Here is a 23,073-nt window from a genome sequence, read left to right on the forward strand (position 1 = left end):
TGATTGATCAATATGATTGTTTCTATTAAAACGATAGATAAAAACTATGATAGGAATTTTTCATACGGACAGTGAATAGGGTCCGAGAACCGTATAAATAGATAGCGGGACGTCAATACTTGGAACACCTTTGCTAGGAAATGGAGAATTCAAGATGCAGTCAGCAATTGAAAAAATAACAGGAAAGCAATTGAGCTTTTTAATATTTACTTTTATCATCTCCACGAACTTATTAACTTCTCCTTCCTTAATGGTCACGTTCGCTAAGCAAGATGCATGGATGTCAGCCCTGCTAGCCTCTCTTACGGGATTCATCAGCATTTGGACGATGATTGTGCTTGGGAATCGATATCCTGGAAAGACGATTATCCAGTATAGCTCGACCATCCTTGGAAAATGGTTCGGGAGTTTAGTCACGGTTAATTATATTTATTATTGGTTTATTTCAATTTCGACAATTACAATGCAGCATACTGGGTTTATTAATACCCTTCTGCTCCCAAAAAGTCCTACCCTAGTTATTAGCCTCACCTTCGTGGTGTTATGCGGTATAGCTGCTTATTTAGGTATCGAAGTCATCGCCAGAAGCAACGAGTTTCTCACGATACTCCTGCTTGCTTTTTTTATTCCGCTTTTAATTCTGACGATTAGGGAAGCCAATGCAAATCAAATTAAACCGATTCTAGATGAAGGAATAATCCCCGTTTTACAAGGGGCTGTTAGTCCAGCAGGTGGGTTTATGAATCAGCTCTTTATATTGGGATGGCTCTTGCCCTTTTTGAATCAGCCTGGCAAAGCCCGCAAAGCTTCAATGATTGCGCTTGTTGGCATCACACTTATAACGGTCAGCATTGTCATGCTTACCATTATGATTTTTGGTCCGATGACAGAAAAATTAACCTATTCTTTTCTAAGCGTTGTCCAATATATCGGAATCGAGGGATCTTTCGAACGACTCGAGGCCATTGCCGTTTCTACGTGGGTGATCGGCTGCTTCGTGAAAGTTTCGGTGTCCGTGTTTATTTTGAGTTTGTGCGTAAGCCAGCTGTTTGGAATTCGGAATTATCGCGATCTCGTACCTCCACTCACCCTGCTATCCCTTGTTGGATCGGTATGGATTTTCAAAAATGGCGCAGAACTGCTTAATTATCTTGCCTATACATTCCCACTCTTGGCTTTTATCAACCAAACTCTAATTCCTTTATTGCTTTTGGTGATAGATTCGATAAGAAGAAAACCCGAAAGCTCATTGCTTTAGCAATTGCTTTCCTACGGGCTCGAGAAGGACTTGTAAGATATGAACAAAGCTTGGCAAATTAACCTGCGCTATCAACAAGGAACCGATCAACAAAGAAATACCTAAAATACCGCCATTCACCACCGCTTCTTTATTTTTTTGCTTACTCAGCATGAATCGTATCCGAATGATAGACCAGACTACCACAAAGAGTACATAGCCCAATATGTAAGCAATCATTTCTTAATCTCCTCTTCATTTAACTGTAAAGGTGGACCCACCATTCCGAAGCCCCCGATTGTCAGCTTCACCTCAACGGTAACGTCTGCTTCCGCAAACTTCTGGTCCCATTCTTTTCGTATCGCTTTCCATTCATTTGGCTTATTTCTGTATAGTTCAAGACCTAAACCGATAGCATCAGCTTTGAATTGCTTTTGAAGTTTAGTCACTGCAACATGAATTTGTTTCTCTGCAGATTTCTCCAAGGCATGCTGCACCAGAGTAAGATTCTTCGGCAGACTGACATCCAAATCGGTATTATTTTCGATTAGAGTCCCTTTCCCATGTAAAATGATCTTGAATTGTATTCGATCTCCATGTAAATCTGTCTTGATCATACGGTTAGCATGAGCAACAACCATTCCGACATTCCCTTTGCCGTCCGACAATTCGGCATTAATTCTTCCATCCTTCATGTGACCCCTTGCCCAATTCAATCCATCCGTTTCATTACTATCCAATAAACCGACTAATTTTAAATCCTTAAATACAGCCGATCCCCCCAATTTAAAAACATTGGTTTTGCTTGGATTGCTTCCTTCCGAATCGGCTTCAATAACCCCCATTATTGGATAGATCCCTTGGCCTGATGACGCCATAAAAAAATCTCGTAAGGAAGTAGCGATTTCGGTTTGTTGCGTTTCCATTTCTTTGACGGCTTCCATTGGTAACTGGTCAAATGGGTAGCGCGTCTGCAGAACTTTCTGAGAGTCTCCTCCTTTTACAAGCATGATATATGTTTTTAATCGTTGACGTGGATCATGCGAGAATATGTCAAGCAAATCGTTAATCCCATGTCGACCCAGCGATTCACCAATCAAAATGACACTGCGGTGGGCGGTAAACAGCTTACGGGAATTTTTCTTCTGAATTTTCTCAAATGCTTCATTTGCATTCTTCCCTGTAGCCGATAATACGAAAAACTTTTGCTGCTGTCCTCCCGATCCCCCATTCTGCGAAGCAGAAGGAATAGCAAATTGCAGGGACAACAGATATTTACCATTATCCGTTAAATCGAACGCCGTACCTGTAATAAACGCAAGATCGTTTATTTCCGTACGGTCCCAACAACCGCTGGTCATGAAGATTGAAAGGATCAAGCAGATCCGCAGGAATGGTTTCATGTTAGTTCCCTTCTCTTCCCTCCCGGAATGGACTTGGTTTCTGCCCTGCCTGTTCCCGAACCGAATCAGAATTCCCTGTTGCCAGAGGTCGTGGTCCTCTCGCCCAGATAGGTACGCGAATAAGGATATCCTTAAGACTTGTAACCATGATGGGGCCAAGCGGTGCTAAATACGGAACCCCAAATGATCGCAATGAGGCAACGTGTAGCACAATGCATAGAAATCCAAGAACTATTCCATAAAGACCAAGTGTTCCCGCCAAAAACAGGATCGGAAAGCGAAGCAGCCGAATACCGCTCGCAAAGTTATAGCGTGGAATCGCAAACGTAGCAATACCAGTTATAGACACGATAATGACTACTGGTGCGGAAATAATTCCAGCCTGCACAGCAGCCTGCCCAATGACCAATGCTCCTACTATACTGATGGCTTGCCCAATTTGTTTCGGCAGACGAATTCCCGCCTCCCTCAGCGCTTCAAAGACGATTTCCATAGACAGTGCTTCGAATAGAGCCGGGAAAGGTACAGCTTCCCTAGAAGAAGCAATACTCAGCACCAGATTTGTCGGAATCATTTCCTGATGGAAGGTTGTAACCGCTACGTATAAGGAAGGAGCGAAGATTGCGATAAATATGAACAAGAATCGAATCCAGCGCACGAAAGTTGCGATAGGCCATCGAACATAATAATCCTCGCTAGCTTGAAGTCCGGTCCAGAACGTCATTGGGACCATTAAAACAAAAGGACTATTATCAACAAGAATGGCGATTTTCCCTTCTAAGAGCTCGGCGGTAACGACATCTGGCCTTTCCGAACTATGCACTTGTGGAAAAGGAGAATAAGGCAAATCCTCAATGAATTCTTCGATATAACCGGAATCAAGGATTGCATCAATTCGGATCCGTTTTACTCTTTCGCGGACCTCATCAATTAGAGTTTCAGTAGCAACACCTGTTATATAAGACAGCACCACTTGTGTTTGTGACAACGAGCCAATCGTAACGGCTTCCATCTTAAGACGTGGTGTTTTGAGTCTTGCGCGAAGCAAGCCTATATTCGTAGAGATATTTTCGATAAACCCATCCCTAGGGCCACGAATGACAGGCTCTGAGGAAGGCTCTTCAAGGCTGCGCTGTTTGACTCCGTTTGCCTTAACCAGAACTGCCTTGTTATCCGAGTCTGTTAGAATGGCAGCATGGCCATCTAACAGCTGACGAACGATTTCATTGACGTTGGATGATTGCTTAGTCGAGCCTGCTGAGATGATCGCATTGTCCAGGATCGGACGCAGAATATGATCGTCGATTAACTCTTCGTTAACGAGAGTGGCAAGATAGATGACAAGCTGCTTCTCTTGTCCGTCAAGACAGATTTTACGGAAGTTGATATCGGAACAGTTTTCGAAAATGTCTCGGAAAGTCATCTCGTTTTGATTCAGATCTAAGGTTAAATCAGCATTCTCCTCATTCTCTGCATGAAGTTCTTCTGGTATAGAAGCATTTCCAGGTTCTACACGTATCTATTTCCTAAACCGTTTCACTTGAAATGCCCCCTCCAGCTTGATGGTCGTATTTTCCCAATTTTTGCCCAATATTATACGACTGGTGAGGAGCATCAGACTAAACGGCTGCTTGTTTGAATAAAAGGAAAAGACCATGAGGCAAGCTCTGCCTCATGGTCTATTTAAGATGTCTACAGTATGGTTTGCTTGCTTCTAGACTGACGGTAAGCTGCGGAAATACACATCAAGCCTCCTGTTGCGATGAAGACACCGATTGGGAAAGCCCATGTCCCCCATTCAGGAACAATAAGAGGCATTAGCGAGACACCAAAGGCAACAGGTACAGGCATTTTAAACAACTTGCAGAGAATGATTGTAATAAATACATTAATCATACCGGTCAAAATAATTGAACCTGCCAACAAATGATACACTCCGACTGATAAAATAGCCGTTACCGTCAATACCGATAAACGAGGGGGAATCATTTTCCAAGCGAACTTCTCTGTATGAAAGACTTCAAAAATAAGGGCAAATACAGGCGGTATAATGATAACAACCAGATTAGTTGTAAAGGCTATTCCAATCCAAAGAGCTAATATTGAAGTTATAATAACCGTATCCTTTTTATTACGAAATCGTTGTGAACCACCTGGAATTTTATTCGGATCTCTTAGTTTAAAAGCCGCCAGCATAATCACAAAAGTAAAGACGGCCGTGGAGATCGCAAACACATAATCATGCAGTCCTAAAAAAATCGGCAGTAAAGCAGCTGGAATGGTTGGCCCAAAATTCACACGGAAGATATGCATTAGAATAACCATAATGATTAGTCCAATCCATAATTTCAACAAAACCGGCATAGACAAATAATTCAAAGTCGTTCCAATAAAAGCAGCCAGCGTTGGGGACAGCCACTAATGAACGGGATTCTTAATCCAATGGGCAACTGGAAACACCATCACCCCCATTGCCATACCAGCGATTTCAGGAAATAAAACATCTTGTTGTTTTAAAACGACAGAACCAATCAGCATTAGAACAATTAAAATGTAGGCAGCGAAAAAGCTTTTGGATGTAAGAAAATTCCAAAACATCTTCATTGTTCTCCTTTTTTAAAACTAGTCCATCATACTGATGAAATGCACTAGTTCAATTTTCACTTAATATCCACCTCTGGAATACATCTTATACTTTTTGTCTACCAGCTTATATCGATATCAAGCGGAGGCATCTGAATGAAAGATGATTTGATGCGTGAATGCTTCTTCCCTCTTACCCAAACGCACTTGTCGTCGTATCCTTCCAATAATCCCCCGCAGGTGTATTTCTCATTGGTTACAACCATTACATATTGGCCGAAGAATAAGGCATTATCAAAGTCAGCATCAAATTGGAGTCTAGTTTGATTCATGTCATCCCATCCTTTCTGCACCGTATGGTCTCATTCTATTAAACTTAGAATGATAGATCAATATCGGTGTTTCTATCGTAATGATAGATGGGATGCACAGTATATTTATTGTTCTTCATGGTCACATTGCTCCAGTTGGTTATCTTGCTTGAGCTCCTTTACATGAGCCCTGAGAGCCTGGATAAAACCTTGCGAAGCCTTCCCCATATATTTGTCACGGAGATATACAATCCCCACTTGTCTGCACAGGGCAGGTCCCTGTATCGGAATATGAACCAAATCATCGAAATGATACATTTCTATAAGGGTTTTCGATAATACAGTGCCCCCGCCACCTGAACGAACAAGCTCGAACAACGAATCAATCGATGACGTTTCGATTAAGGGATCAAGTTTCAAACCGGCGCTCGAGCAAGTCATATCAATTAATTGGCGGCAGCGATGGGTTTCAGGGAACATGACGATCGGTACATGCAGGATCTCGTTGAAATCAATAGCCTTTCGGCTTGCATAAGCATGCTCCTTTGTTGCAACAAAATAAAATCTTTCCTGATAGAGGGGAATGGAATCAATTCGGTCATCCCCAACTGGCAAAATCGTTATAGCCAGATCCAATTCGTTTTGTAAAATTCGCGTTACGATATCTTCAACCCCAAAGACCTTAATCCGTACCTTAGGATATTTGTTGTGAAAATCGAGAAGTATAGAGGAGACTAATTGGCTGAGCTCCCCTGGGAGGGCACCAATCGACAACGTTCCTCGCTCAATCTGCATGAGTTCTTCAATTTGCTCTTTAGCGTTTAATAAATTGCTCAATGCAAGTTTACTTTGGTTATACAAAATCTTACCGGCTTCGGTAATTGAGATTTTTTTCCCGATACGATCAAATAACTGGACGCCAAGCTCATCTTCAAGCGTTTTGATTTGATGGCTTAAGGAAGGCTGGGTAATGCCCAGCTTGACAGAGGCTCTTGTAAAATGTAACTCTTCGCATGTTGCTATAAAGCACTCCAATTGTCTTAACTCCATTTTATCGCCCCTTCCATTTGCTTACTCCTGATTATTCTTCCACATTGTAGGGGATTCAAAACGATTGATCAATATGCTTGGCTGCGCTTCTTTACCTTTTCTTATGGTAAACAACAGCGTAAGAATGGAAAGTATGCCAATGATCACAGCCATTAACCAGATCGCGGAGCTGAAGCCAAGTGCGCTCGATGCAACTCCCCCACCATAAGCACTTGAACCTTGGAAGAAATAGGCGGCGACTAATACGGCTGACAAAAACTGAACGCGATTCTGAACAGGTGAGTTGATTACGGCAAGCCCAATTGCTCCAGAGGCTGAGAATCCGTATGCAAGTCCGCCAAGAATAGATGAACTCATAAATAACACGAATGAATGGGATTCCGCCGCAGAAATAAGCAGAACCATTGCAACGGCAATCGATGCCATCCCTATACGAATCGAAGTTACAGGTTTTAATCGTCCTGCAATGGTTGCACTAACCGATGCTAGCAAATAGGAAATGGACAATACCGTTCCGATAACAAGAATGTCCTGTGTACCAATGACATCACGAGCAATTTGTGCTCCTAACGATAACAACACTGCACCATTTGCAAAGCCAGTGCCGATTGCCAAGGCAGCCAAAAGGTAAACTCCCCAAAGCCCTTTCGGTACTTTAACACCTTGCATTTTAAAGGCAGGTTTTGTTACAGATTGCGTAGTTGCTCCCTTAGGAAGGAATAAGCACAGAATGATGCTGACAAGTACAAGAACAGCTAATACCCAATAGCTGAAATACAGCGGCGAAGGAGCATATTTAATGAGTGCCGCTCCAACAATTGTTGCAAGAAACAGACCCACTGCCTGCGTTATGGTGTTAATGGATCCCGGCAGTTTTTTGTTGGACGAAGGATTGTACTCCACAAGCGCAGCTGCACCTGATCCAGCTGTTAGCCCGACACCAAAGCCTTGAAACACTCGACCGGCAAACAGCCAAGCTACATTTTGAGCGGTTGCGAAGACCACTGCCCCAATTAGTAAAAAAGTGAGTCCGGTGATTAATGTATTCCTGCGTCCAATGTAGTCTGAAATATTCCCTAATAAGAACAGGACTAAGATAAGGACGATTGGGTAAATCGAGAATACGCCTGTCGTTACAGCTTTAGAAAGATGCCACTGTAAGGCGTAGATAGGAAACTCAATTGACGGTGCTGTACTGGACCACAAGCTGATGGTTAGTACCCATGCGACAATCCAGAAGGATGTCTTCGAAGATATAGTTTTCATAAAATGTCCTCTCTCCGTTGTGTTTATTTTGATCAGTGCTAAAAATATTATTTAAGAATAATCATTCTTTAATATCCAAAAAAAATGTCATTGGCTTGCCAACATCATATGCCAATGGCAGCCAAATAACAGGTTTTTTAAGGAATGTTCGTTCTTAAAATAACAGACAGACATGGTTTCCACATGTCTTACTATATGAATTTAAGAACGATTAGTCAACTATCATTTTTGCGAATTAGACTAGGGCTGAATGCGCTACCTTAGCAGCATCCTCCAACACTTTACGATCCGTAGCGATTTTCGCAAGCACATAAAGCCCGTTTCTTGTATTTAAGAGAAATCTGGCTGCCTCTTGCACGGTGTGCTTTGTTTTCAATTCGCCATGCTGCTTAGCACGCATCAGAAATTTTTGAAAGTTCAATTCCATTTCCAAGGTATACGCCTCAATACGAAAGGAAACAACGGGATCTACTTTCCCCATCTCCATAGCCGTGTTCGCAATTAGACAGCCTCGCCGTCCGTTGTCATCGCTCATCGCGATATCGATTAATCTCTCAAAATAGCGCCATAATACCTCTTTAGCAGGTCCATCCTCTTCAAGAATTGTATGTGCACGGATCTTGGTTGTATCCCGGAACCTATCCAAGCAATTCAGAAACAGTTGATTCTTATCACCAAACGTATCGTACAAGCTGCCTCTGTGAACTCCGGTATGTTCGACCAAATCTTGTATCGAGGTACGTTCAAACCCTTTCTGCCAGAACAGCTCCATTGCTTTCTGCAGGACAGCATCTTGATCAAATGTTCTTGGTCTAGCCATATCTCATACCTCCCTTTCCTCCATCATAGACGTTTAAGAACGATCAGTAAAGTATTTATGTATTCTGATTTCTTCGTGATTCGATTGAATACGGATTAAAGCCGCGAAGACTAATTCGCGGCTTTCTAGTGTGAAACAGTTGCTATCTTATTTCAAAGTGATGTTTTTCTTCCAAGTGAGCTCTTTACCTTGGTCATTAACGAATGTGAAACCGACCTCACCTTTCTCGCCTTTCATTTCATCGGGATAGAAGAAGCCCATAAACTGACCGTCACCGCTGATGTAAAACCCATTTCCACCACTACCGCCATGCTCAATCGCTTCCTGCGTGGTGTTGACGATATTATTTTTCTCGGATTTCCAATACATTTTAGATAACATGTAGCCTTCGGGGATTTTATTGACGACAAAGTCGAAGCTGTTCCCCTCGATTGGCTTTTCCGTTTGGTCGATAATGATCAGAATCTCTTCTGAGCTATCTGCCGCTGCATCATCTGATGCTGTAGCGTCCGGAGTTGTAGTAGGTTGTTCGGAAGCTGGTTGATCGGTTGGTGCATCCGACTCCTGTACATTCCCGGCGTTATTACTTGACTGATTTGTCGCGGGGGCTTCCGTATTGTTCGGGGCTCCCACTTCCCCTTTATTACCGCATGCGCTGATGACAGCCAGAATAATTAAAGCGGAAACCAGATAACTTATTGTTTTTTTCATTATACAAACTCTCCTTTGTTTTCTTGTAAGGTGAATGAAAACGCGACGCCTTTTTTTGTATTCGTCACATCATATTCACTTCCGTGGAGCTCTAAAATATGTTTAACAATGGCGAGCCCTAGTCCAGTACCACCAGATTTACGGTCCCTTGAGCGCTCTGCCCGGTAGAACTGATCCCATAACCGATTCAGATCTTCCTCCGCAATGGGAGGCCCGGCGTTCTCGACTACGGTCGTGATTGTACCGTCTACTGAGCGTTGTATATCTACTGTAATGATACTGTCTTCCTCTGCGTGCCGAATAGCGTTACTCAACAAATTGAGTACAACCTGCTCAATTCGCCTGCGATCTGCCTCTACGAATAGCTCTTGTTCACTGTTCTGCTGTATCCTCATCCGCAGACGTTTGCTCTCAAGCTGCTGTGTGAACGAGTCGGCAACTTCCCGTATCAGATCTGTAAGGGAGAAGCTGACTATTTGCAGATAGACTGCCTTCACCTCGAATTTGGACAGCTCCAGCATATCCATGATGAGGGCGTTCATCCGGTCCGTCTCATTGACAATTAAGGCCAGGTAACGTTCTTTCTTATCGCCTGCCACCCCGTCTTGTAGCCCTTCTGCAAATCCCTTCACAATACCAAGTGGTGTTTTCAGCTCATGAGAAATGTTCGCGACAAGCTCTTTGCGAAGCTGTTCGGACCGCTGTTTCTCCCGTACATCCTCCTGAAGCTGCTCATTTGCAAGCTGGAGTTCCTTCAGCGCTGAATCCAAGTTTCGTGATAATAAGATCATGCTTCGGGACAACTCGCCGAATTCATCCTTCGAGCGAATCTCAGGCTGCTCGGTGAAATCCAGCTTTGCAAGTCGTGCCGCTGAGCGGCTGAGCGTTACTAGTGGTCGTGAGACAATTCTGGAATAAACCAGCGACAGAGCGAGAATGAGCGCCAGGATTACCGGTGCCAAATAAATGACATACTTTTTCAAAATGTCGACCGCTTCTCCAACGGGTTGGAGCGAAGCCATAACGAACATATAATGTCCGTCCTCTGCCCCTCCATCAAGCGATCTGACTAAAACGGCGTATTCGACTCCGCTCCATGGATCCTTCCATTCGCTCTGTACGGTCGCTCCCTCCCGCAAGCGAGACAGATGCGATTCTGCCTTTGCTATCCATTCCTGGAGTGCCTCTTCTACAAGCGCATCCTGATAAAGAGGGTTGAAAGATCGCTGCTCCGGCAGCATGTAATCGGTCACCGTTCCATTCAAACGTATCAAGCCGTCTTCAAGGGGAGCGGTGTCGTCCGACCAAAAAGCAATCGGGTGCAGGACAGTGTCCTTTTCGTCCATGAATATGCCGTCAACGATCAGTTTATCGCCTACTGCTATCCCTCTCGGGATTGTGTTGATTGTTGTTCCGTCTGTCGGAATCGGTGCAATAACAATCCCTTCATTCGTCTGCATCTTCACATAGTAAGGATTAATGTTAGCGCGAACGAAGCTTTTGTTTAACACGGCGGTGCTGGTATCATTCCGATTCATGAACGACCCAAGCAGCTTTGAGAGCTCGTGTTCATTTGTCTCAACTTCCTTATATTGCTCCGTGAACTTGCTCATAGCTGACTCGAGTGAATCAATTCGTGACATTCGGTAGAACCGGTCAAAGAACAGTCCTTCCGCCAGCATGACCAGGGAAAAAATGAATAAAATCAGAACGGACGTGACGACGAACAGCTTGAGTATGACACCATGTCTTTTCATGCTTCGGATTCGAACTTGTAGCCCGAACGGATGACGGTAGCAATCAGCCTGCCGGCGTCTCCGAGCTTAGCTCTTAATTTTTTGATATGAGTATCGACCGTTCGTTCGTCTCCCAAGTAATCGTATCCCCAAACCGCGTTCAATATATATTCACGTGCTAACACCTTGCCGTAATGCTTGATCAGGAATAGAAGCAGGTCGTACTCCTTCGGTGACAGATTGACCAGCTGACCTGCCACCGTCACCGTATGTGCCTCTCGATTCACTGACAACTCTCCGTAAAGAAGCGTTTCAGCTTCCCGCCCGACAGTTCCCTCCGTCCTCTTCATTAAGGCGGTTGCACGGGCAACAAGCACCCTCGGACTTAGCGGCTTCGTCACGTATTCATCTGCACCAAGCTCGAAGCCCATCAATTGATCCTCATCTTCAGACCTTGCTGTAATCATGATGATCGGAACGTCGGATTTTTCTCTAATACGTCTGCACACCGACCATCCGTCCATTTCCGGCATCATGATATCTAGGACAACCAAATCGACGGAAAGCTGTTCGAACAAGTCGAGAGCAACTCTGCCGTTCTCCGCCTCATGTACATCCCATTGCTCTTTTTTGAAATAATCCGTTATAAATTCCCTCATTAAGCTATCATCTTCAACCAATAAAATGCTTCGCTTCATATTGTACTCTCCGCCTTTGTCCGGATTTGAACCCATTATATCCGAGACCGGAATTGATTTAACGTTATTCTATTTCATCTTTACCCGAAATACGGCTTTTTTATCATGTGACTGCACCTCCATTTGTTCTACAAGTCGAAGTATAGGAGATTCTTGTGTCCTTCGTGTGTATTTGAGATGGCATTTTGCGTCAAAGCTGATTTGATAATATAAACAAAAAACCGCGCAGCAGCGCGGTTCTGTTCGATGTATCATCTCACAGATGCCAAGAGGTCATATATTTCCCCTAAGGTTGTGATCGTATAGGTACTACGAATATCTGTAGAGTTATGACGGGAATGGTTAATCCAACAGGTATCAATGCCAGAGAGGATGCCGCCCTTAATGTCGGTATTTAATGAATCTCCGATAATAAGGGCTTCCTGTTTATTGAAGTCAGTAATGTGATCCATCACGTAATCGAAAAATTTGGTTGAAGGCTTTTGAAATCCAATGCTTTGCGAATCAAAAATATCTTCAAAAAAATCATATAAGCCTGACTGCTTCAAACGCTTTATCTGAGTTTGGGTTATACCATTCGTGACAACAAACAGTCTATGGGTGGCAGATAAGCTTTGACACATTTCCAAGGCGCCTTCCATCAGCTGACTTCCGTTACCCAATAGTTCACGATATTGATTTTCCCATTCCGTGCCATCCACTACTTCTCCCAACCTCAACATGGTATCTGAAAATCTTGAGTTTAGCACAACATCTAAACCAATTTCCCCATTTTCATAATCAGCCCAAAGTTGTTTGTTGACGGCATTATATACTTGAAATAGTTCATCTGTGAACGTATATCCGTGCTGCTGAAACAATTTCGTTAACGAATCGGTTTCATTAGCAGCGAAATCCAACAACGTATCATCTACATCGAATAATAGGATTTTATAGTTCATTTTTCTCTTCTGCAGGGAACATCCCCGTGGAGATGGCGATTCGATTCCATGCATTAATCGTATTGATGGCCATGATGATTGCTACATACTCTGCCTCATCCACATGTGCCCGAACTCGTTCGTACAAATCCTGCGGCACACCTTGTTCCGAGATCCGAGTTACGGCTTCTGTAAGCTCAAGCACAACTCTTTCTTTATCAGTATAAAAAGGAGCTTCACGCCATGCGCTTAGCAAATAAATCCGCTGCTCCGTCTCCCCCATTTTCCGCGAATCGCGTGTATGCATGTCCAGACAAAAAGCACACCCGTTAATTTGGGACGCTCTCATCTTGATCAGTTCGTATAACTTTTCGTCTAACCCCGTTGTCTTAATGAAACCTTCCAGCTTCAGCATCACTTGCATCGCACCTGGGCTTACACTCATATGATTTAATCTTACCTTCATTGTAATCTCCTCCGTGTACTGTAAATTTAAACTTATCTAAATACTAAACATGGATAATATTAATCGTCGATTAACCTTGTCTACAATATAGTTCTTTGAATGATAGCTGTCAACCAAAAATCATGGATCATTTAGCTGAATTTACCCAAATCCCCTTATTTGACAAGGGGTTTAAATCCACCTAAGATGATTGATAACAACTTTTGTATTTAGAAAGCAGGTGTTGCATGCAGTATAGTATTGGCGTTGAATATGGACTGCATTGCTTGGTATATTTGATTGATATTCCTCCTGATGCTACGATCGGAATTAAAGAGCTCTCTGCTTTTCAAGGTGTTTCGGAGACTTATCTTTCTAAGATTTTTAGTAAATTAACAAAAGCAGGTATTGTCATTTCTGTCCCTGGTGTAAAAGGAGGCTATAAATTAGCCAAGTCACCTGAGGATATTTCTTTTTGGGATGTAGTTGAAGCTGTTGAAGGTGCTAAACCCATTTTCCTATGTAAAAACATTAAAAATAACAGCTATTTATGCCGTGATGAGGAGTATGCAGCATGCTCTCTAGCTTCTCCTTGTGTGATTAACCAAGCTATGCTCGAAGCTGAGGATAGTATGCGCAATGTACTTCGTAACAAGTCACTTACATGGTTGAATGAAGAACTTGATCGAGTGTTAACCCCTCAATCTCGCAAAGAAACTCGTGAATATTTTGCTAATAGCAATAATGTTTAAAATAAAAACAAGCAGTTGATCCATTGCGATCAGCTGCTTGTTTGTGTCATTTAACTATTTATTAGGGCATAGCTGTGAAATGATTATTTGTTATGTTATTTACCCATTCATAAGTGAAAAAGCCCGTCAGAATAATAGCTGAAATACATGCTGTAATCTTATTGACCTTTGGGATCAATCTAATCAGGCACCAACATGAAAGTTTTCCTCCTATTCTGCACTAGACACACCCTAGTTCCCTCCATATTTCATACAACTAATAGACGGAAAAAGGAGAAAATGGTTGCGCATTTTTTTCCAAAAAAAATCACAATTGATTGAGCAGCGCTAATATCTGATTTTTATGATGATTGTCGTGTTCATTAAACTCGTGGATGATATAAAGAAGAGAATAAGGGGTACCGGTGTTAGGGCAATTGCTCACTCCGTTCACGGTAATGTGCTTAGTGGTAATGTCCGTCTCAGCCAGCAAAATCTCAACCAACTGATGACGGGTTTGCCGAAATTCATCAAGCAGACGTTCCTTTGATATTCCCGATCGGGCATATTCATAGGCTATCTCATTAAATGAATCAAAATCCGGGAAAAATACAGCCTCTCCCCTTTTAATAGCTGGGATGACTGTTGTAATTAAGTAACTATCCCAACCTTTAAGATGTGAAATAATCTCTCCTATGGTTGCTTTCCCTTCAGCAATGGGTTGCAGCCATAAGCTTATCTGTACATCATGTAAGGTATCTGTCCAACTTGTAAATTCTTTGTACTGGGGAAGCGTTTCATCACTCAAGTTAATCATTCGATAACCTCCTAATTAAAAATCATCCTCCTTCATCATAGAACATATGTTCCCTCGTGTAAATATGGGCATTTGTTTGAACCTGTTCAACTAATAATCCCTGTATTGGTAACATGGATTTGAAACTCCGGACGTATCTTAACATCTTTATACTCGCTCTTCCAGGTGATGTTCTTCCACAACTTTGGATGGTGCGCTCTCAGATTTCTGCCAATGCCAAGCGCATCACAATTAGCTTGAAGTAGTAAATCTACTACGGATGCTGCTTCCTTGTTGACCTGTTCAGCTATCTCCTTATTCATCTTGTCTTTATCTACTACACTGCTTAGCCCATCCGGGTAGCTGGCAATAGCACCATACAGGTGAACCTTAATGGAGCAAGCGATTTCTGATGTTTTTTCATCAACAGATACAATTACAGATCTCTTTAATTTCCGCACTTCAAATGTAACTACACCTTCTTTAGTTTGAACATCCAAGAATGCATGTCTAACCAATTTTGCTTTTAGGAGTAATAAAATCTTACTGTATTCCGTGGATAGAGAAACACCTGAATATCGGTCACCATTGAATAAGGCGATGTTGTTAACCATTAACGCCTTGTCCCCTACTTTATGAATCATCGGTACAATTGCATCTTCACCAGGATCCGTGATTCGACTCCATAAGGAATACAGCGATTGTTCTGGAACAACAGTAAGGAGTCTTGATCCATCCAAAATTTGCTTAATACCAAACGCAATAGGCGTATTCTCAATCTTCTTGAAGGTTAGAATATCTGCTGCGGTGCCCTTACTAATTAAAATATTTGATTTTAGATATCCTTTCGGATCACGGTAGAAAATCTCTAAAGGAGACAGTATCCCCTTTTTCGCCAAATCCTCCCCGATGATAACAATATGAGTTTTGCTTGCTTCAGCAGTGCCAGGGAGCATACTGTCTATTTTTAAGCCAACATTGTACACAGAATCCCCTACTGCTTGCACCACATTATCCTTCACATCAAATTGTCCTCCTCCTTTATTCTCTAATATGACCGCTCTCACTGTCCCCATTATTTCGTTATCTTTTGTGGTATCAATACTAATTCCGTTGATCATCTTTTTGTTGGTTAAATATTGAACGTCCCAGCAGCCAGTGAGATTCGTTAACAAAAACCCTATGCAGACAGTGAGGATAAGTCCTCTTCTCATGTTGACCCAACCTTCTTCATGTTTGTCATTAGAAAAGATCCCAACCACAACAATACGGGCACAGCTGCAATCATGATCAGGTATCCATACTCTAGCCACTTACTATAGAGGTCCACATTTTCTAGCGTTGATAAATACCAGCCTGCCAGAAAAACTAACCCCCCGCTGATCCATACCAGTTTTCGATATGAACTTTGTTTACGGCTTAAGCTTTTTCCGGCCATGCACAAATAAGAAACGATGGTGACCGACATCGGTATAATCCAAATCGTCAAGAAGATTAGATCAATGCGGTCAAACAGTTGATAAGATAAACCTTTTAAGATATACAATACGGGTTCGCTCACCATTTCTAAAACCTTAGGGCTTAATCCGATTAAGCAAATGAAGACAAAATAGGCATAAAACAAGGTAATAAAGCAATTGGCTAAGGTCATTATGCGAAACATCCCTTTATGATTACCTTCCACTTGAGCGAAGAAATAAAGAGTCACCTCAAAACCAAGCATAGCAAAGAACGTCTTCTCACTCCCTGTGAAAATTTGCGTAGCACCTGCTTGGCCTATCGGCAAGATATTAGTGAAGTGTACCTCATTGGAAAAGTTCAAAATACTGATCAATAGCAATACCCCGATCAATACGGAGGATAATACAAAAAATCTTGCGATAACGCGCAAATTATCAATAGCCAAATATAAACAAGTGCCGATAATGAGCAGAAGCAGCACCCACACCGGTGTGATTCTCAACATCCAAGTATTCAATAAACGCACGTACAGCATACTTGCATAAGAAGCTATGAGTATGAAAAATGCAAAATAGATCGCGTTTATTACTTTGCCTACATATGGTCCAAGCATTCGCACTATAATCTCACTTAAGGTGTGATTAGGGAATTTTTTAAGCAGCTGCCAATAAACAATTAGCAAAAGCTGAATCATGACCCCAGCCCAAATAACCGAAATCCAGGAATCTCCTTTCGCTATTCGCTCCGTTTCGGAAGGCAAAGATAATAAGCCTATTCCAATCTGTGTTTTGATGATCAGAAAAAAGAATTGGGATTTGCTTATCGTCAAATTCACCGCCGCTTCCACCTCCCGAATACAGTTTGCTTCAATGAACTTTTCCATGGGGTCTTATTGACCGCCCATATAGGAAGTCTGAGGAAAATATCCTTCATGTTCTCCTTTCCCTGAAAGGGTCCAAATGGCGCAAAATACGGAACTCCGAGAATCTCAATCTTGCATAAGTGAATGAAAACCAGCATCAGCATTATGGCTATTCCGAAGAAGCCAAACAACGCCGCAGCAATCATCATTGGAAACCCTAATATCCTTAGGCTAGTTCCAAATTCATTAATTGGAGTCACAAATGAGGCAATTGCAGTCAATCCGATGATAACAATCATGGTATTGGACACCAATTGGGCTTGTACGACAGCCGTACCTATGACCAAACCACCAACAATACCAATCGTTTGCGATATAGATGTAGGCAGCCTAATCGCAGCTTCCTTAAGCAGTTCAAGAATAATCTGCATAAAGAATGCTTCAAGGATTGGCGGTAATGGAACATAGGTTAAAGAAACTTTCACGGAATACAGAATGCCAATTGGAAGCACTTCGGAATGGTAGGTTACGGTTGCAATATAGATCGCTGGCAAGCATATAGCCATAATAAAACTAATCAATCGAATGAACCGAAAAAAGGAACCCGTTATCCAGCGGCTGTTGTAATCATCCGATGATTGATAGAACGAAAAAAACGTGATGGGAAGAATGAGAACACTTGGATTACCATCAACAAATATCATTATTTTCCCTTCCATTAGATAGGAAACGGCCCGATCCGGTCTCTCGGTCTGTAACGTTTGTGGGAATGGAGATAATGGATGTTCTTCAAGCATTTCATCGAGATTACCAGCGGTATACAAATAATCCAGATCGATAGCACATAGCCTTTTCTCACATTCCGCGACGATTTTGGGATTCGCTATATTGTCCATATAGACCATCGCTACTTTCGTATTCGTAACGTGGCCAAGCTTGAAATATTTCACTTTCATTTTTGGGTTTTTCATTCGATGACGGAGCAGATAAAGATTCGTGTTTAAACTTTCGACAAAGCCATCATGCGGTCCCTTAATGACTTGTTCACCTGTAGGCTCTTGAATGGACCGGCTATGTGTCTGAGCGGCTGGCAGCATGATGGTATCACAATCCATCTCCGTAACAATCATGCAATAACCTTCAAGTAAACATTGACCAATTAGAACAAGATCAGACGATTTTCTCACTTCGACCGAGGTCAAGCTCTGTTCGATTCTTTTTTCACTCGAAGCCAACATCGGCTTTATGACGGTGGATTGAATGAGCTCTATATTAACAAGGGCATCTATGTAAAATAACGCACACGCTTGATCGGAACAGACAAGTTTTTGAATGTTGAGATCTTCTGTATGTGAGAAGTACTGCTCAATCTGAGTAATCTTTTGATCGAGGTCTCCAGGCAGCAATTCTATTCGATTTGATTTCTTAGTCTTGAAGTGATTCATGCAATCACCACCTGCTGTTAGTAATCATTTCCTCTATTATTCAACAAAAGAGGTTTTTTTATCACAGGAAATGAACTGTTATCGTAGTTGAGGATTCAGAGGAATAATGATTATTGGGTTGTATAAAAAGGAGCAGCTGCCGCCGGCAGACTGCTCTTTACTTTGTTGAACTTCTTTATGGCTTTACCGCATGATAAACGAACTTCTGACTCCCGCTTGTAGGCGTTTTACCATCCTCAAAATCTGCAATGACAGATACAATGATGAATCCTATGCTTTCAAGAATGTACTTAAACTCCTCTACCCCGTACCAACGTAATGCAAACCGCTGCAGCTCCGTTTGAACCAAAGCGCCATTATGCCATTTTTCATATTTCAAATAGTTGACACGGTATTGTTTGAAAAACAAATCGGCTTCAACACACTTGCCCTCCATCGTAATGATGTCTCCATTAGGCAAATGGTAAGTTGAAGACCCTTCCCATCTTCCTAGATCCGTGCTGTTGAGATCATTATCTGGTAAAAACAAATCGAGCATCAAGCATCCGCCGGATTCCAAATGTTCATAGAGACGATGCAAAGCGAGTATCGACTCTTCACGGTTTTCAATCAACAAGAAGGAACCACCAGGAATGATGATTGCCTCATATTTATGCGGCAATGAGAGCTCTTGTAAGTTTGATTCATATAAATCTGGACTTAAATCACGTTCTTCACAACGTTTTCGACAAGAGGCCAGCATTTGTGGTGAATAGTCCACTCCGTCTACAGTCAGCCCTAATTCAAGAAGAGGGATAATTACTCGCCCCGAGCCCACCATTGCTTCAAGAATTCTGCCTTTACAAGATTTAAGTTTATCGCTGTAATACTCGATATCCCCATTAAAGGAGTATCCAATCTTCTTCGTGAGGTCATAGACCTCGGTACAAAGTTCACCGTAATGACTGAATGACATGTATGAATTCCTCCCTAATGTGGTCCGTCATATTGACCTATTATTGCTTTTCATCTGAACAACTTTCCAATTCGCTTGGTATAGATCAAAGGCCTGAGCAGCAGCCATCCTTCCAAATCCTCTTCTCCTATACTTACTTAGAATCAGAAAATCATAAATCACATGAGTAGGATCTGGAACCGTATCATAGTTTTCAAAAAGTACAATCACAAATCCAACAATTTGTTCATCCCTACATATCAAAAAAGGATTCCACCTAGGGTCATCCCAATAGTGATCCAAATCTATATTAAACCGTCCATTTAAGCCTAAATCCATTTCCGTATAATCATAAAGGTAATATTGATATAGATTGTAGAGGGTCTCTTTCTGCTCTACCTTTACAGGCACAAGTTTAACTTCCATATTTTATCTCTCCTCAAGCTTAGACTATCACAATCCGTATCCAATGTTTTGGAAAAAATCATTAAAATAAAGAAAGCTGCCGATCACGTCGGCAGCTTTCTTTTAGATATTATTTTTCTAAAGGAATGGTAATTTTCTTATCATATGTTTTAATGTATTCTAATCCTTCTAACAGCAGAAGTTCTGGTTTATCCGTTGTGTTAAATGAATACGTTTGCTCCCACAAGATGTTTCCGTTCTTCAGATCCCAAGGACGTGACGTAGAAATGGAGGACACAGGAATGGTTTTACCATTGGCCTGAACGGATAGACTTTCTTTCTTCAAGTAAGTAAACTCTTTTCTCGCGATTACGATATCATAGCCTTCATCGGTTTTTGTGACGCTTCGTATCCACAGCTTTTCAGTACCAACCTTGATCGATTGATCTGATGGTGAAGCGAGTGAGATCGGTTTATCTACCTTCTGATAGCCCGAGAAACTTTCTAGAACAAGTTCTACACTTTCCAACTTGTCTGTAGGGAGCACATCATACTCATTTTCAAATTCCAGGATACCTGTGTCCTGAGAAAGTTGTTCCCTCATACCCCATGATTTCACTTCTGTTCCATTGACGTAAAGCTTTGTTTTACCACTAAATCTCGGGAGCTCCTGATCATCCATTTCATAATGTCCCTTCACAATCGTTGAAGTTGGCGATGCTGTAATCGAGTCATAATGGACTGTCCCTTGGTCAACGTAAACGGATTTAGAAATGTCCTCCTTAAGTAAACTTTTCATTGCTTTATTCGCTTTAAACTTGAAGGAGATCGGATAAATGGCCTGCTCCCCATTATCCAGTCTTTCACTGAATGTAACGGTTAATGTTCTGGAGAAGGGACTAATAGGTTCGAATTTATCTACGCCAACAAACTGGGTCTTGTCTTTATTAAAATTGCCGCCTCCACCCAATATGGAAGAATCAGTCAAAAACCCTTTTATTTTATTCTTACTGTAACGTACAAAACCATCGTCATCTAATACAGAGCCTGTGGGCCGATCAATTGTATAATACAAGAGTAATGCGTTATCATCCGCTATAACCCCGTTAATGGTAATGACTGTGCCGTCATCAAGTGTTTTGCTTTTGTTGACCGCTTGTCCGTATCCTTGCTCTGCTACCTCCGAAAAGGCAAGAGAGTTCAATTCGACTTTATTAAAAAGTTTTCCGCCAAAATAAGCAAATGCAGGATATTGATAAGTCCCTACAATAAGAACAATTGCTGCAGCAGCAGAAACAATCCATGTTTTCGCTCGATTCGTGTTTCTTTTCTTAGCTGGAACCTTCTGAAGTGCTTTTCTAAGTCGATCCTCAAGCTCTGGTGGAGTCTGTACTTTATTCAATGTCCGCTTATTTTCCTCTAATTTCTCCTCGATCGTTGTCATAACGATCACCTCCGATCGTGACTTTTAGTTTTTGAATACCTTGTGAAATTCTTGATTTGATTGTCCCAAGTGGTGCCCCGGTGATGTCCGCAATCGTCTGATATGGCAGGTCATGTACATAACGAAGCTCAATCGCTTCCCGCTGCTGTGCATTCAGATGAGAGAGCAGCACCTGCATGTCCATTTCCGACTCCGAAGAACGATATGGATTATCGTCAGTTAATGCTTCAACTACTACTTCGCTCTCTTCTTCCAGTGGCAGGTATCGCTCCTTTTTGCGGAGCAAGGTTTTACACCGATTAACGAGAATGGTTTTACTCCACCCGTAGAAGGCTTCACCCTTTTGCAATTGATCAATTTTTTCGTAAAGCATAACAATCATGTCTTCCATTGCATCCAGCGCATCATGCTTATTGCCCATATACGTGAAGGCAAGTCGATAGTAAGCATCCTGATCGTCTAAGATGAGTTGTAATAAAGCTTCTTTATTTCCTTTTTTAGCTTGTTTGACCAATCGGCTTACATTCATGTTCTTCCCCCTATTCATAGATAAGAGTTATGAAAGGTTATAAAAGTTCATTTTTATTAAAAAAATATTATCTCGAGTGAACTTTTCCTTAAACTCAAGCGTCATATGTCCGATTACAAAAGATAATGCTGAATTATAAAACACCATCTATTATCTATTTACCGAAAGGAGCCTCGTCAGCCATGAGCACGAACGAATTCGATGACTCGGCCGAGATACGACTTGCCGTTCGCGGCGATGAACGTGCGTTGGCGAGATTACTGCAATCGAATTATGCCATGTTATATCGATATTTGCTCAAAGTAACAATGAACAAAGCATTAACGGAGGACCTTGTCCAGGAAACGATGCTGAAAGCGATCGAACGGATACGCACATTTAAAGCCAAATCGAAGTTTTCGACCTGGCTGATCGCAATAGCATCGCGGCTTTACATGGATGAAATGCGCCGTAAGGGACGGGAGCGCAAATGGCGTACCGACGAGCAAGCCCTACAGGCGATTCGATTCGACGCTTTAATGGCCAAAGAGGAATGGCCTCACGCATTAGATGCCTTAGCGGACCTTCCTCCAAACATACGCGTCCCCATTTTATTGAAATACTATTATGGCTATGCCTATGAGGAGATTGCCGAATGGCTGGATATTCCACTAGGAACGGTAAAGTCCAGACTCCACAATGGATTAAATCGATTGCGAAAGGAGCTCAGCGAGAATGAAGAAGCAGATTCCGGAACTTGATAACTTGAGATTATCTGAAAATAAGAAAAAGCTCGGGGATTCGCCGGAGCAATCGGAAGAGTTTATGAAGCTGCTTGGAGATTCCCTGCAAAGCTGGGATGAACGTATCCAGCCGCCGGTTCCACACCTGATTGAACTGGAACAACTCGTGACTCGCCATAAGGAGCTGACAGGCCGAAGGCTTTGGCTCGATCTGTTAAAGCTGTGGCTGCTTGGTATCCTCGTCATCGGCGGCATGGTTCTCCTGTTCAATTGGAACGTCTACGCATTCTGGTTCCTACAGATATTCGCAGTGGCAGGTGCTGTCCTTTTCTTCACGATCTTATCTCGCAAGGACCGGGAGGCGAAACGCAAATGGACGACATAAAAATTGTGACATTAGCGGCAGCCGCTCTTCTGCTGTTATGTCAATCTACTTGGCTTTATACAGATTCACGTCACCGCAGCCGCTATCCGTGGCTCTGGGCGATCTGGGGTCTCATTCAATTCCCGATGCCGCTTATTTTCTATTGGTTCATCGTTCGTATGAAGAAACGTAAATGAGGA

At 42.3% G+C, this 23,073-nt stretch carries 27 protein-coding genes; 5 read left to right on the top strand and 22 right to left on the bottom strand.

What is annotated here, in order from left to right:
• Positions 1-154: 154 nt before the first annotated feature.
• Entirely contained in the window at positions 155-1,258 is a 1,104-nt protein-coding gene (locus AC0YNT_RS15625) for a GerAB/ArcD/ProY family transporter (RefSeq protein ID WP_475805442.1), read from the top strand.
• Here AC0YNT_RS15625 and AC0YNT_RS15630 read toward each other — a convergent pair.
• The 14 genes from AC0YNT_RS15630 to AC0YNT_RS15695 all read right to left on the bottom strand — a co-directional run bounded on the left by AC0YNT_RS15630 (position 1,247) and on the right by AC0YNT_RS15695 (position 13,201).
• Entirely contained in the window at positions 1,247-1,477 is a 231-nt protein-coding gene (locus tag AC0YNT_RS15630) for a hypothetical protein (RefSeq protein ID WP_475805443.1), read from the bottom strand. The genes AC0YNT_RS15625 and AC0YNT_RS15630 overlap by 12 nt on opposite strands.
• Entirely contained in the window at positions 1,474-2,616 is a 1,143-nt protein-coding gene (locus tag AC0YNT_RS15635) for a Ger(x)C family spore germination protein (protein WP_475805444.1), read from the bottom strand. Before AC0YNT_RS15635 ends, AC0YNT_RS15630 begins: the two co-directional genes overlap by 4 nt.
• Before the next feature lie 25 nt (positions 2,617-2,641).
• Positions 2,642-4,063: a spore germination protein gene (locus tag AC0YNT_RS15640; protein ID WP_475805445.1), complete on the bottom strand. Its 1,422-nt coding sequence runs from the start codon at positions 4,061-4,063 to the stop codon at positions 2,642-2,644.
• A 269-nt stretch (positions 4,064-4,332) separates the two neighbouring features.
• The gene (locus AC0YNT_RS15645; RefSeq protein WP_475805446.1) at positions 4,333-4,992 is read right to left on the bottom strand and encodes a hypothetical protein; all 660 of its coding nucleotides are present in this window, start codon (positions 4,990-4,992) and stop codon (positions 4,333-4,335) included.
• Positions 4,993-5,058: 66 nt separating this feature from the next.
• A complete protein-coding gene (locus tag AC0YNT_RS15650) occupies positions 5,059-5,238 on the bottom strand; it encodes a hypothetical protein (protein WP_475805447.1) in 180 nt (59 codons plus the stop codon).
• A 104-nt stretch (positions 5,239-5,342) separates the two neighbouring features.
• Positions 5,343-5,555, bottom strand: coding sequence for a hypothetical protein (locus AC0YNT_RS15655; protein WP_475805448.1), 213 nt, complete (start codon positions 5,553-5,555; stop codon positions 5,343-5,345).
• Between the two features lie 105 nt (positions 5,556-5,660).
• Complete coding sequence (locus AC0YNT_RS15660) at positions 5,661-6,584, bottom strand: LysR family transcriptional regulator (protein ID WP_475805449.1); 924 nt, start codon at positions 6,582-6,584, stop codon at positions 5,661-5,663.
• Between the two features lie 21 nt (positions 6,585-6,605).
• Positions 6,606-7,850 (bottom strand): MFS transporter, encoded by a 1,245-nt coding sequence (locus AC0YNT_RS15665; RefSeq protein ID WP_475805450.1) that lies wholly within the window; start codon positions 7,848-7,850, stop codon positions 6,606-6,608.
• A gap of 235 nt (positions 7,851-8,085) precedes the next feature.
• On the bottom strand, positions 8,086-8,670 hold the full coding sequence (locus AC0YNT_RS15670; protein WP_475805451.1) for a TetR/AcrR family transcriptional regulator: 585 nt from the start codon (positions 8,668-8,670) through the stop codon (positions 8,086-8,088).
• Between the two features lie 147 nt (positions 8,671-8,817).
• Entirely contained in the window at positions 8,818-9,381 is a 564-nt protein-coding gene (locus tag AC0YNT_RS15675) for a hypothetical protein (protein ID WP_475805452.1), read from the bottom strand.
• Positions 9,381-11,138: a sensor histidine kinase gene (locus AC0YNT_RS15680; RefSeq protein ID WP_475805453.1), complete on the bottom strand. Its 1,758-nt coding sequence runs from the start codon at positions 11,136-11,138 to the stop codon at positions 9,381-9,383. Before AC0YNT_RS15680 ends, AC0YNT_RS15675 begins: the two co-directional genes overlap by 1 nt.
• The gene (locus AC0YNT_RS15685; protein WP_167275621.1) at positions 11,135-11,815 is read right to left on the bottom strand and encodes a response regulator transcription factor; all 681 of its coding nucleotides are present in this window, start codon (positions 11,813-11,815) and stop codon (positions 11,135-11,137) included. The genes AC0YNT_RS15680 and AC0YNT_RS15685 overlap by 4 nt, the downstream gene beginning before the upstream one ends.
• A 251-nt stretch (positions 11,816-12,066) precedes the next feature.
• A complete protein-coding gene (locus AC0YNT_RS15690; RefSeq protein ID WP_475805454.1) occupies positions 12,067-12,756 on the bottom strand; it encodes a YjjG family noncanonical pyrimidine nucleotidase in 690 nt (229 codons plus the stop codon).
• On the bottom strand, positions 12,746-13,201 hold the full coding sequence (locus AC0YNT_RS15695) for a carboxymuconolactone decarboxylase family protein (RefSeq protein WP_475805455.1): 456 nt from the start codon (positions 13,199-13,201) through the stop codon (positions 12,746-12,748). The genes AC0YNT_RS15690 and AC0YNT_RS15695 overlap by 11 nt, the downstream gene beginning before the upstream one ends.
• A gap of 227 nt (positions 13,202-13,428) precedes the next feature.
• Between AC0YNT_RS15695 and AC0YNT_RS15700 the strand changes: the two genes are divergently transcribed.
• Positions 13,429-13,932, top strand: a complete 504-nt coding sequence (locus AC0YNT_RS15700) for an RrF2 family transcriptional regulator (RefSeq protein ID WP_475805456.1) — start codon at positions 13,429-13,431, stop codon at positions 13,930-13,932.
• Between the two features lie 307 nt (positions 13,933-14,239).
• On the opposite strand, the gene AC0YNT_RS15705 is transcribed toward AC0YNT_RS15700, so the two are convergent.
• From AC0YNT_RS15705 to AC0YNT_RS15740, 8 genes are all read right to left on the bottom strand, one after another.
• Positions 14,240-14,728 carry a DinB family protein gene (locus tag AC0YNT_RS15705; protein WP_475805457.1) on the bottom strand — a complete coding sequence of 163 codons (489 nt, stop codon included), beginning with the start codon at positions 14,726-14,728 and terminating at the stop codon, positions 14,240-14,242.
• Between the two features lie 86 nt (positions 14,729-14,814).
• Positions 14,815-15,921 (bottom strand): Ger(x)C family spore germination protein, encoded by a 1,107-nt coding sequence (locus AC0YNT_RS15710; RefSeq protein WP_475805458.1) that lies wholly within the window; start codon positions 15,919-15,921, stop codon positions 14,815-14,817.
• On the bottom strand, positions 15,918-17,051 hold the full coding sequence (locus AC0YNT_RS15715) for a GerAB/ArcD/ProY family transporter (protein WP_475805459.1): 1,134 nt from the start codon (positions 17,049-17,051) through the stop codon (positions 15,918-15,920). The genes AC0YNT_RS15710 and AC0YNT_RS15715 overlap by 4 nt, the downstream gene beginning before the upstream one ends.
• Positions 17,000-18,475: a spore germination protein gene (locus tag AC0YNT_RS15720; protein ID WP_475805460.1), complete on the bottom strand. Its 1,476-nt coding sequence runs from the start codon at positions 18,473-18,475 to the stop codon at positions 17,000-17,002. The genes AC0YNT_RS15715 and AC0YNT_RS15720 overlap by 52 nt, the downstream gene beginning before the upstream one ends.
• Before the next feature lie 175 nt (positions 18,476-18,650).
• On the bottom strand, positions 18,651-19,430 hold the full coding sequence (locus tag AC0YNT_RS15725; protein WP_475805461.1) for a class I SAM-dependent methyltransferase: 780 nt from the start codon (positions 19,428-19,430) through the stop codon (positions 18,651-18,653).
• A 27-nt stretch (positions 19,431-19,457) separates the two neighbouring features.
• Positions 19,458-19,835: a GNAT family N-acetyltransferase gene (locus AC0YNT_RS15730; RefSeq protein ID WP_475805462.1), complete on the bottom strand. Its 378-nt coding sequence runs from the start codon at positions 19,833-19,835 to the stop codon at positions 19,458-19,460.
• A gap of 109 nt (positions 19,836-19,944) precedes the next feature.
• A complete protein-coding gene (locus AC0YNT_RS15735) occupies positions 19,945-21,258 on the bottom strand; it encodes a DUF4179 domain-containing protein (RefSeq protein ID WP_475805463.1) in 1,314 nt (437 codons plus the stop codon).
• On the bottom strand, positions 21,224-21,787 hold the full coding sequence (locus tag AC0YNT_RS15740; RefSeq protein WP_475805464.1) for a sigma-70 family RNA polymerase sigma factor: 564 nt from the start codon (positions 21,785-21,787) through the stop codon (positions 21,224-21,226). The genes AC0YNT_RS15735 and AC0YNT_RS15740 overlap by 35 nt, the downstream gene beginning before the upstream one ends.
• A 182-nt stretch (positions 21,788-21,969) precedes the next feature.
• Between AC0YNT_RS15740 and sigY the strand changes: the two genes are divergently transcribed.
• From sigY to AC0YNT_RS15755, 3 genes are read left to right on the top strand one after another with little or no spacing between them, the layout of a single operon-like run.
• Positions 21,970-22,527 carry an RNA polymerase sigma factor SigY gene (sigY, locus tag AC0YNT_RS15745; RefSeq protein ID WP_475805465.1) on the top strand — a complete coding sequence of 186 codons (558 nt, stop codon included), beginning with the start codon at positions 21,970-21,972 and terminating at the stop codon, positions 22,525-22,527.
• Positions 22,502-22,894, top strand: a complete 393-nt coding sequence (locus AC0YNT_RS15750; RefSeq protein ID WP_475805466.1) for a DUF5345 family protein — start codon at positions 22,502-22,504, stop codon at positions 22,892-22,894. Before sigY ends, AC0YNT_RS15750 begins: the two co-directional genes overlap by 26 nt.
• Positions 22,882-23,070, top strand: coding sequence for a hypothetical protein (locus AC0YNT_RS15755; RefSeq protein ID WP_475805467.1), 189 nt, complete (start codon positions 22,882-22,884; stop codon positions 23,068-23,070). Before AC0YNT_RS15750 ends, AC0YNT_RS15755 begins: the two co-directional genes overlap by 13 nt.
• The last annotated feature ends 3 nt before the right edge of the window (positions 23,071-23,073 follow it).

The sequence above is a fragment of the Paenibacillus sp. J22R56 genome, assembly GCF_056269375.1.

Excerpts from the sequence above, each read along its gene's own strand:
- AC0YNT_RS15655 (WP_475805448.1), bottom strand. The coding sequence starts at position 5,555 with ATGAATCAAACTAGACTCCAATTTGATGCTGACTTTGATAATGCCTTA.
- AC0YNT_RS15665 (WP_475805450.1), bottom strand. The coding sequence starts at position 7,850 with ATGAAAACTATATCTTCGAAGACATCCTTCTGGATTGTCGCATGGGTA.
- AC0YNT_RS15640 (WP_475805445.1), bottom strand. The coding sequence starts at position 4,063 with ATGACTTTCCGAGACATTTTCGAAAACTGTTCCGATATCAACTTCCGT.
- AC0YNT_RS15755 (WP_475805467.1), top strand. The coding sequence starts at position 22,882 with ATGGACGACATAAAAATTGTGACATTAGCGGCAGCCGCTCTTCTGCTG.
- AC0YNT_RS15725 (WP_475805461.1), bottom strand. The coding sequence starts at position 19,430 with ATGTCATTCAGTCATTACGGTGAACTTTGTACCGAGGTCTATGACCTC.
- AC0YNT_RS15660 (WP_475805449.1), bottom strand. The coding sequence starts at position 6,584 with ATGGAGTTAAGACAATTGGAGTGCTTTATAGCAACATGCGAAGAGTTA.
- AC0YNT_RS15685 (WP_167275621.1), bottom strand. The coding sequence starts at position 11,815 with ATGAAGCGAAGCATTTTATTGGTTGAAGATGATAGCTTAATGAGGGAA.
- AC0YNT_RS15730 (WP_475805462.1), bottom strand. The coding sequence starts at position 19,835 with ATGGAAGTTAAACTTGTGCCTGTAAAGGTAGAGCAGAAAGAGACCCTC.
- AC0YNT_RS15675 (WP_475805452.1), bottom strand. The coding sequence starts at position 9,381 with ATGAAAAAAACAATAAGTTATCTGGTTTCCGCTTTAATTATTCTGGCT.
- AC0YNT_RS15720 (WP_475805460.1), bottom strand. The coding sequence starts at position 18,475 with ATGAATCACTTCAAGACTAAGAAATCAAATCGAATAGAATTGCTGCCT.
- AC0YNT_RS15740 (WP_475805464.1), bottom strand. The coding sequence starts at position 21,787 with ATGAATGTAAGCCGATTGGTCAAACAAGCTAAAAAAGGAAATAAAGAA.
- AC0YNT_RS15710 (WP_475805458.1), bottom strand. The coding sequence starts at position 15,921 with ATGAGAAGAGGACTTATCCTCACTGTCTGCATAGGGTTTTTGTTAACG.
- AC0YNT_RS15690 (WP_475805454.1), bottom strand. The coding sequence starts at position 12,756 with ATGAACTATAAAATCCTATTATTCGATGTAGATGATACGTTGTTGGAT.
- AC0YNT_RS15750 (WP_475805466.1), top strand. The coding sequence starts at position 22,502 with ATGAAGAAGCAGATTCCGGAACTTGATAACTTGAGATTATCTGAAAAT.
- AC0YNT_RS15700 (WP_475805456.1), top strand. The coding sequence starts at position 13,429 with ATGCAGTATAGTATTGGCGTTGAATATGGACTGCATTGCTTGGTATAT.
- AC0YNT_RS15735 (WP_475805463.1), bottom strand. The coding sequence starts at position 21,258 with ATGACAACGATCGAGGAGAAATTAGAGGAAAATAAGCGGACATTGAAT.
- AC0YNT_RS15650 (WP_475805447.1), bottom strand. The coding sequence starts at position 5,238 with ATGTTTTGGAATTTTCTTACATCCAAAAGCTTTTTCGCTGCCTACATT.
- sigY (WP_475805465.1), top strand. The coding sequence starts at position 21,970 with ATGAGCACGAACGAATTCGATGACTCGGCCGAGATACGACTTGCCGTT.
- AC0YNT_RS15680 (WP_475805453.1), bottom strand. The coding sequence starts at position 11,138 with ATGAAAAGACATGGTGTCATACTCAAGCTGTTCGTCGTCACGTCCGTT.
- AC0YNT_RS15705 (WP_475805457.1), bottom strand. The coding sequence starts at position 14,728 with ATGATTAACTTGAGTGATGAAACGCTTCCCCAGTACAAAGAATTTACA.
- AC0YNT_RS15715 (WP_475805459.1), bottom strand. The coding sequence starts at position 17,051 with ATGGAAAAGTTCATTGAAGCAAACTGTATTCGGGAGGTGGAAGCGGCG.
- AC0YNT_RS15625 (WP_475805442.1), top strand. The coding sequence starts at position 155 with ATGCAGTCAGCAATTGAAAAAATAACAGGAAAGCAATTGAGCTTTTTA.
- AC0YNT_RS15695 (WP_475805455.1), bottom strand. The coding sequence starts at position 13,201 with ATGAAGGTAAGATTAAATCATATGAGTGTAAGCCCAGGTGCGATGCAA.
- AC0YNT_RS15630 (WP_475805443.1), bottom strand. The coding sequence starts at position 1,477 with ATGATTGCTTACATATTGGGCTATGTACTCTTTGTGGTAGTCTGGTCT.
- AC0YNT_RS15670 (WP_475805451.1), bottom strand. The coding sequence starts at position 8,670 with ATGGCTAGACCAAGAACATTTGATCAAGATGCTGTCCTGCAGAAAGCA.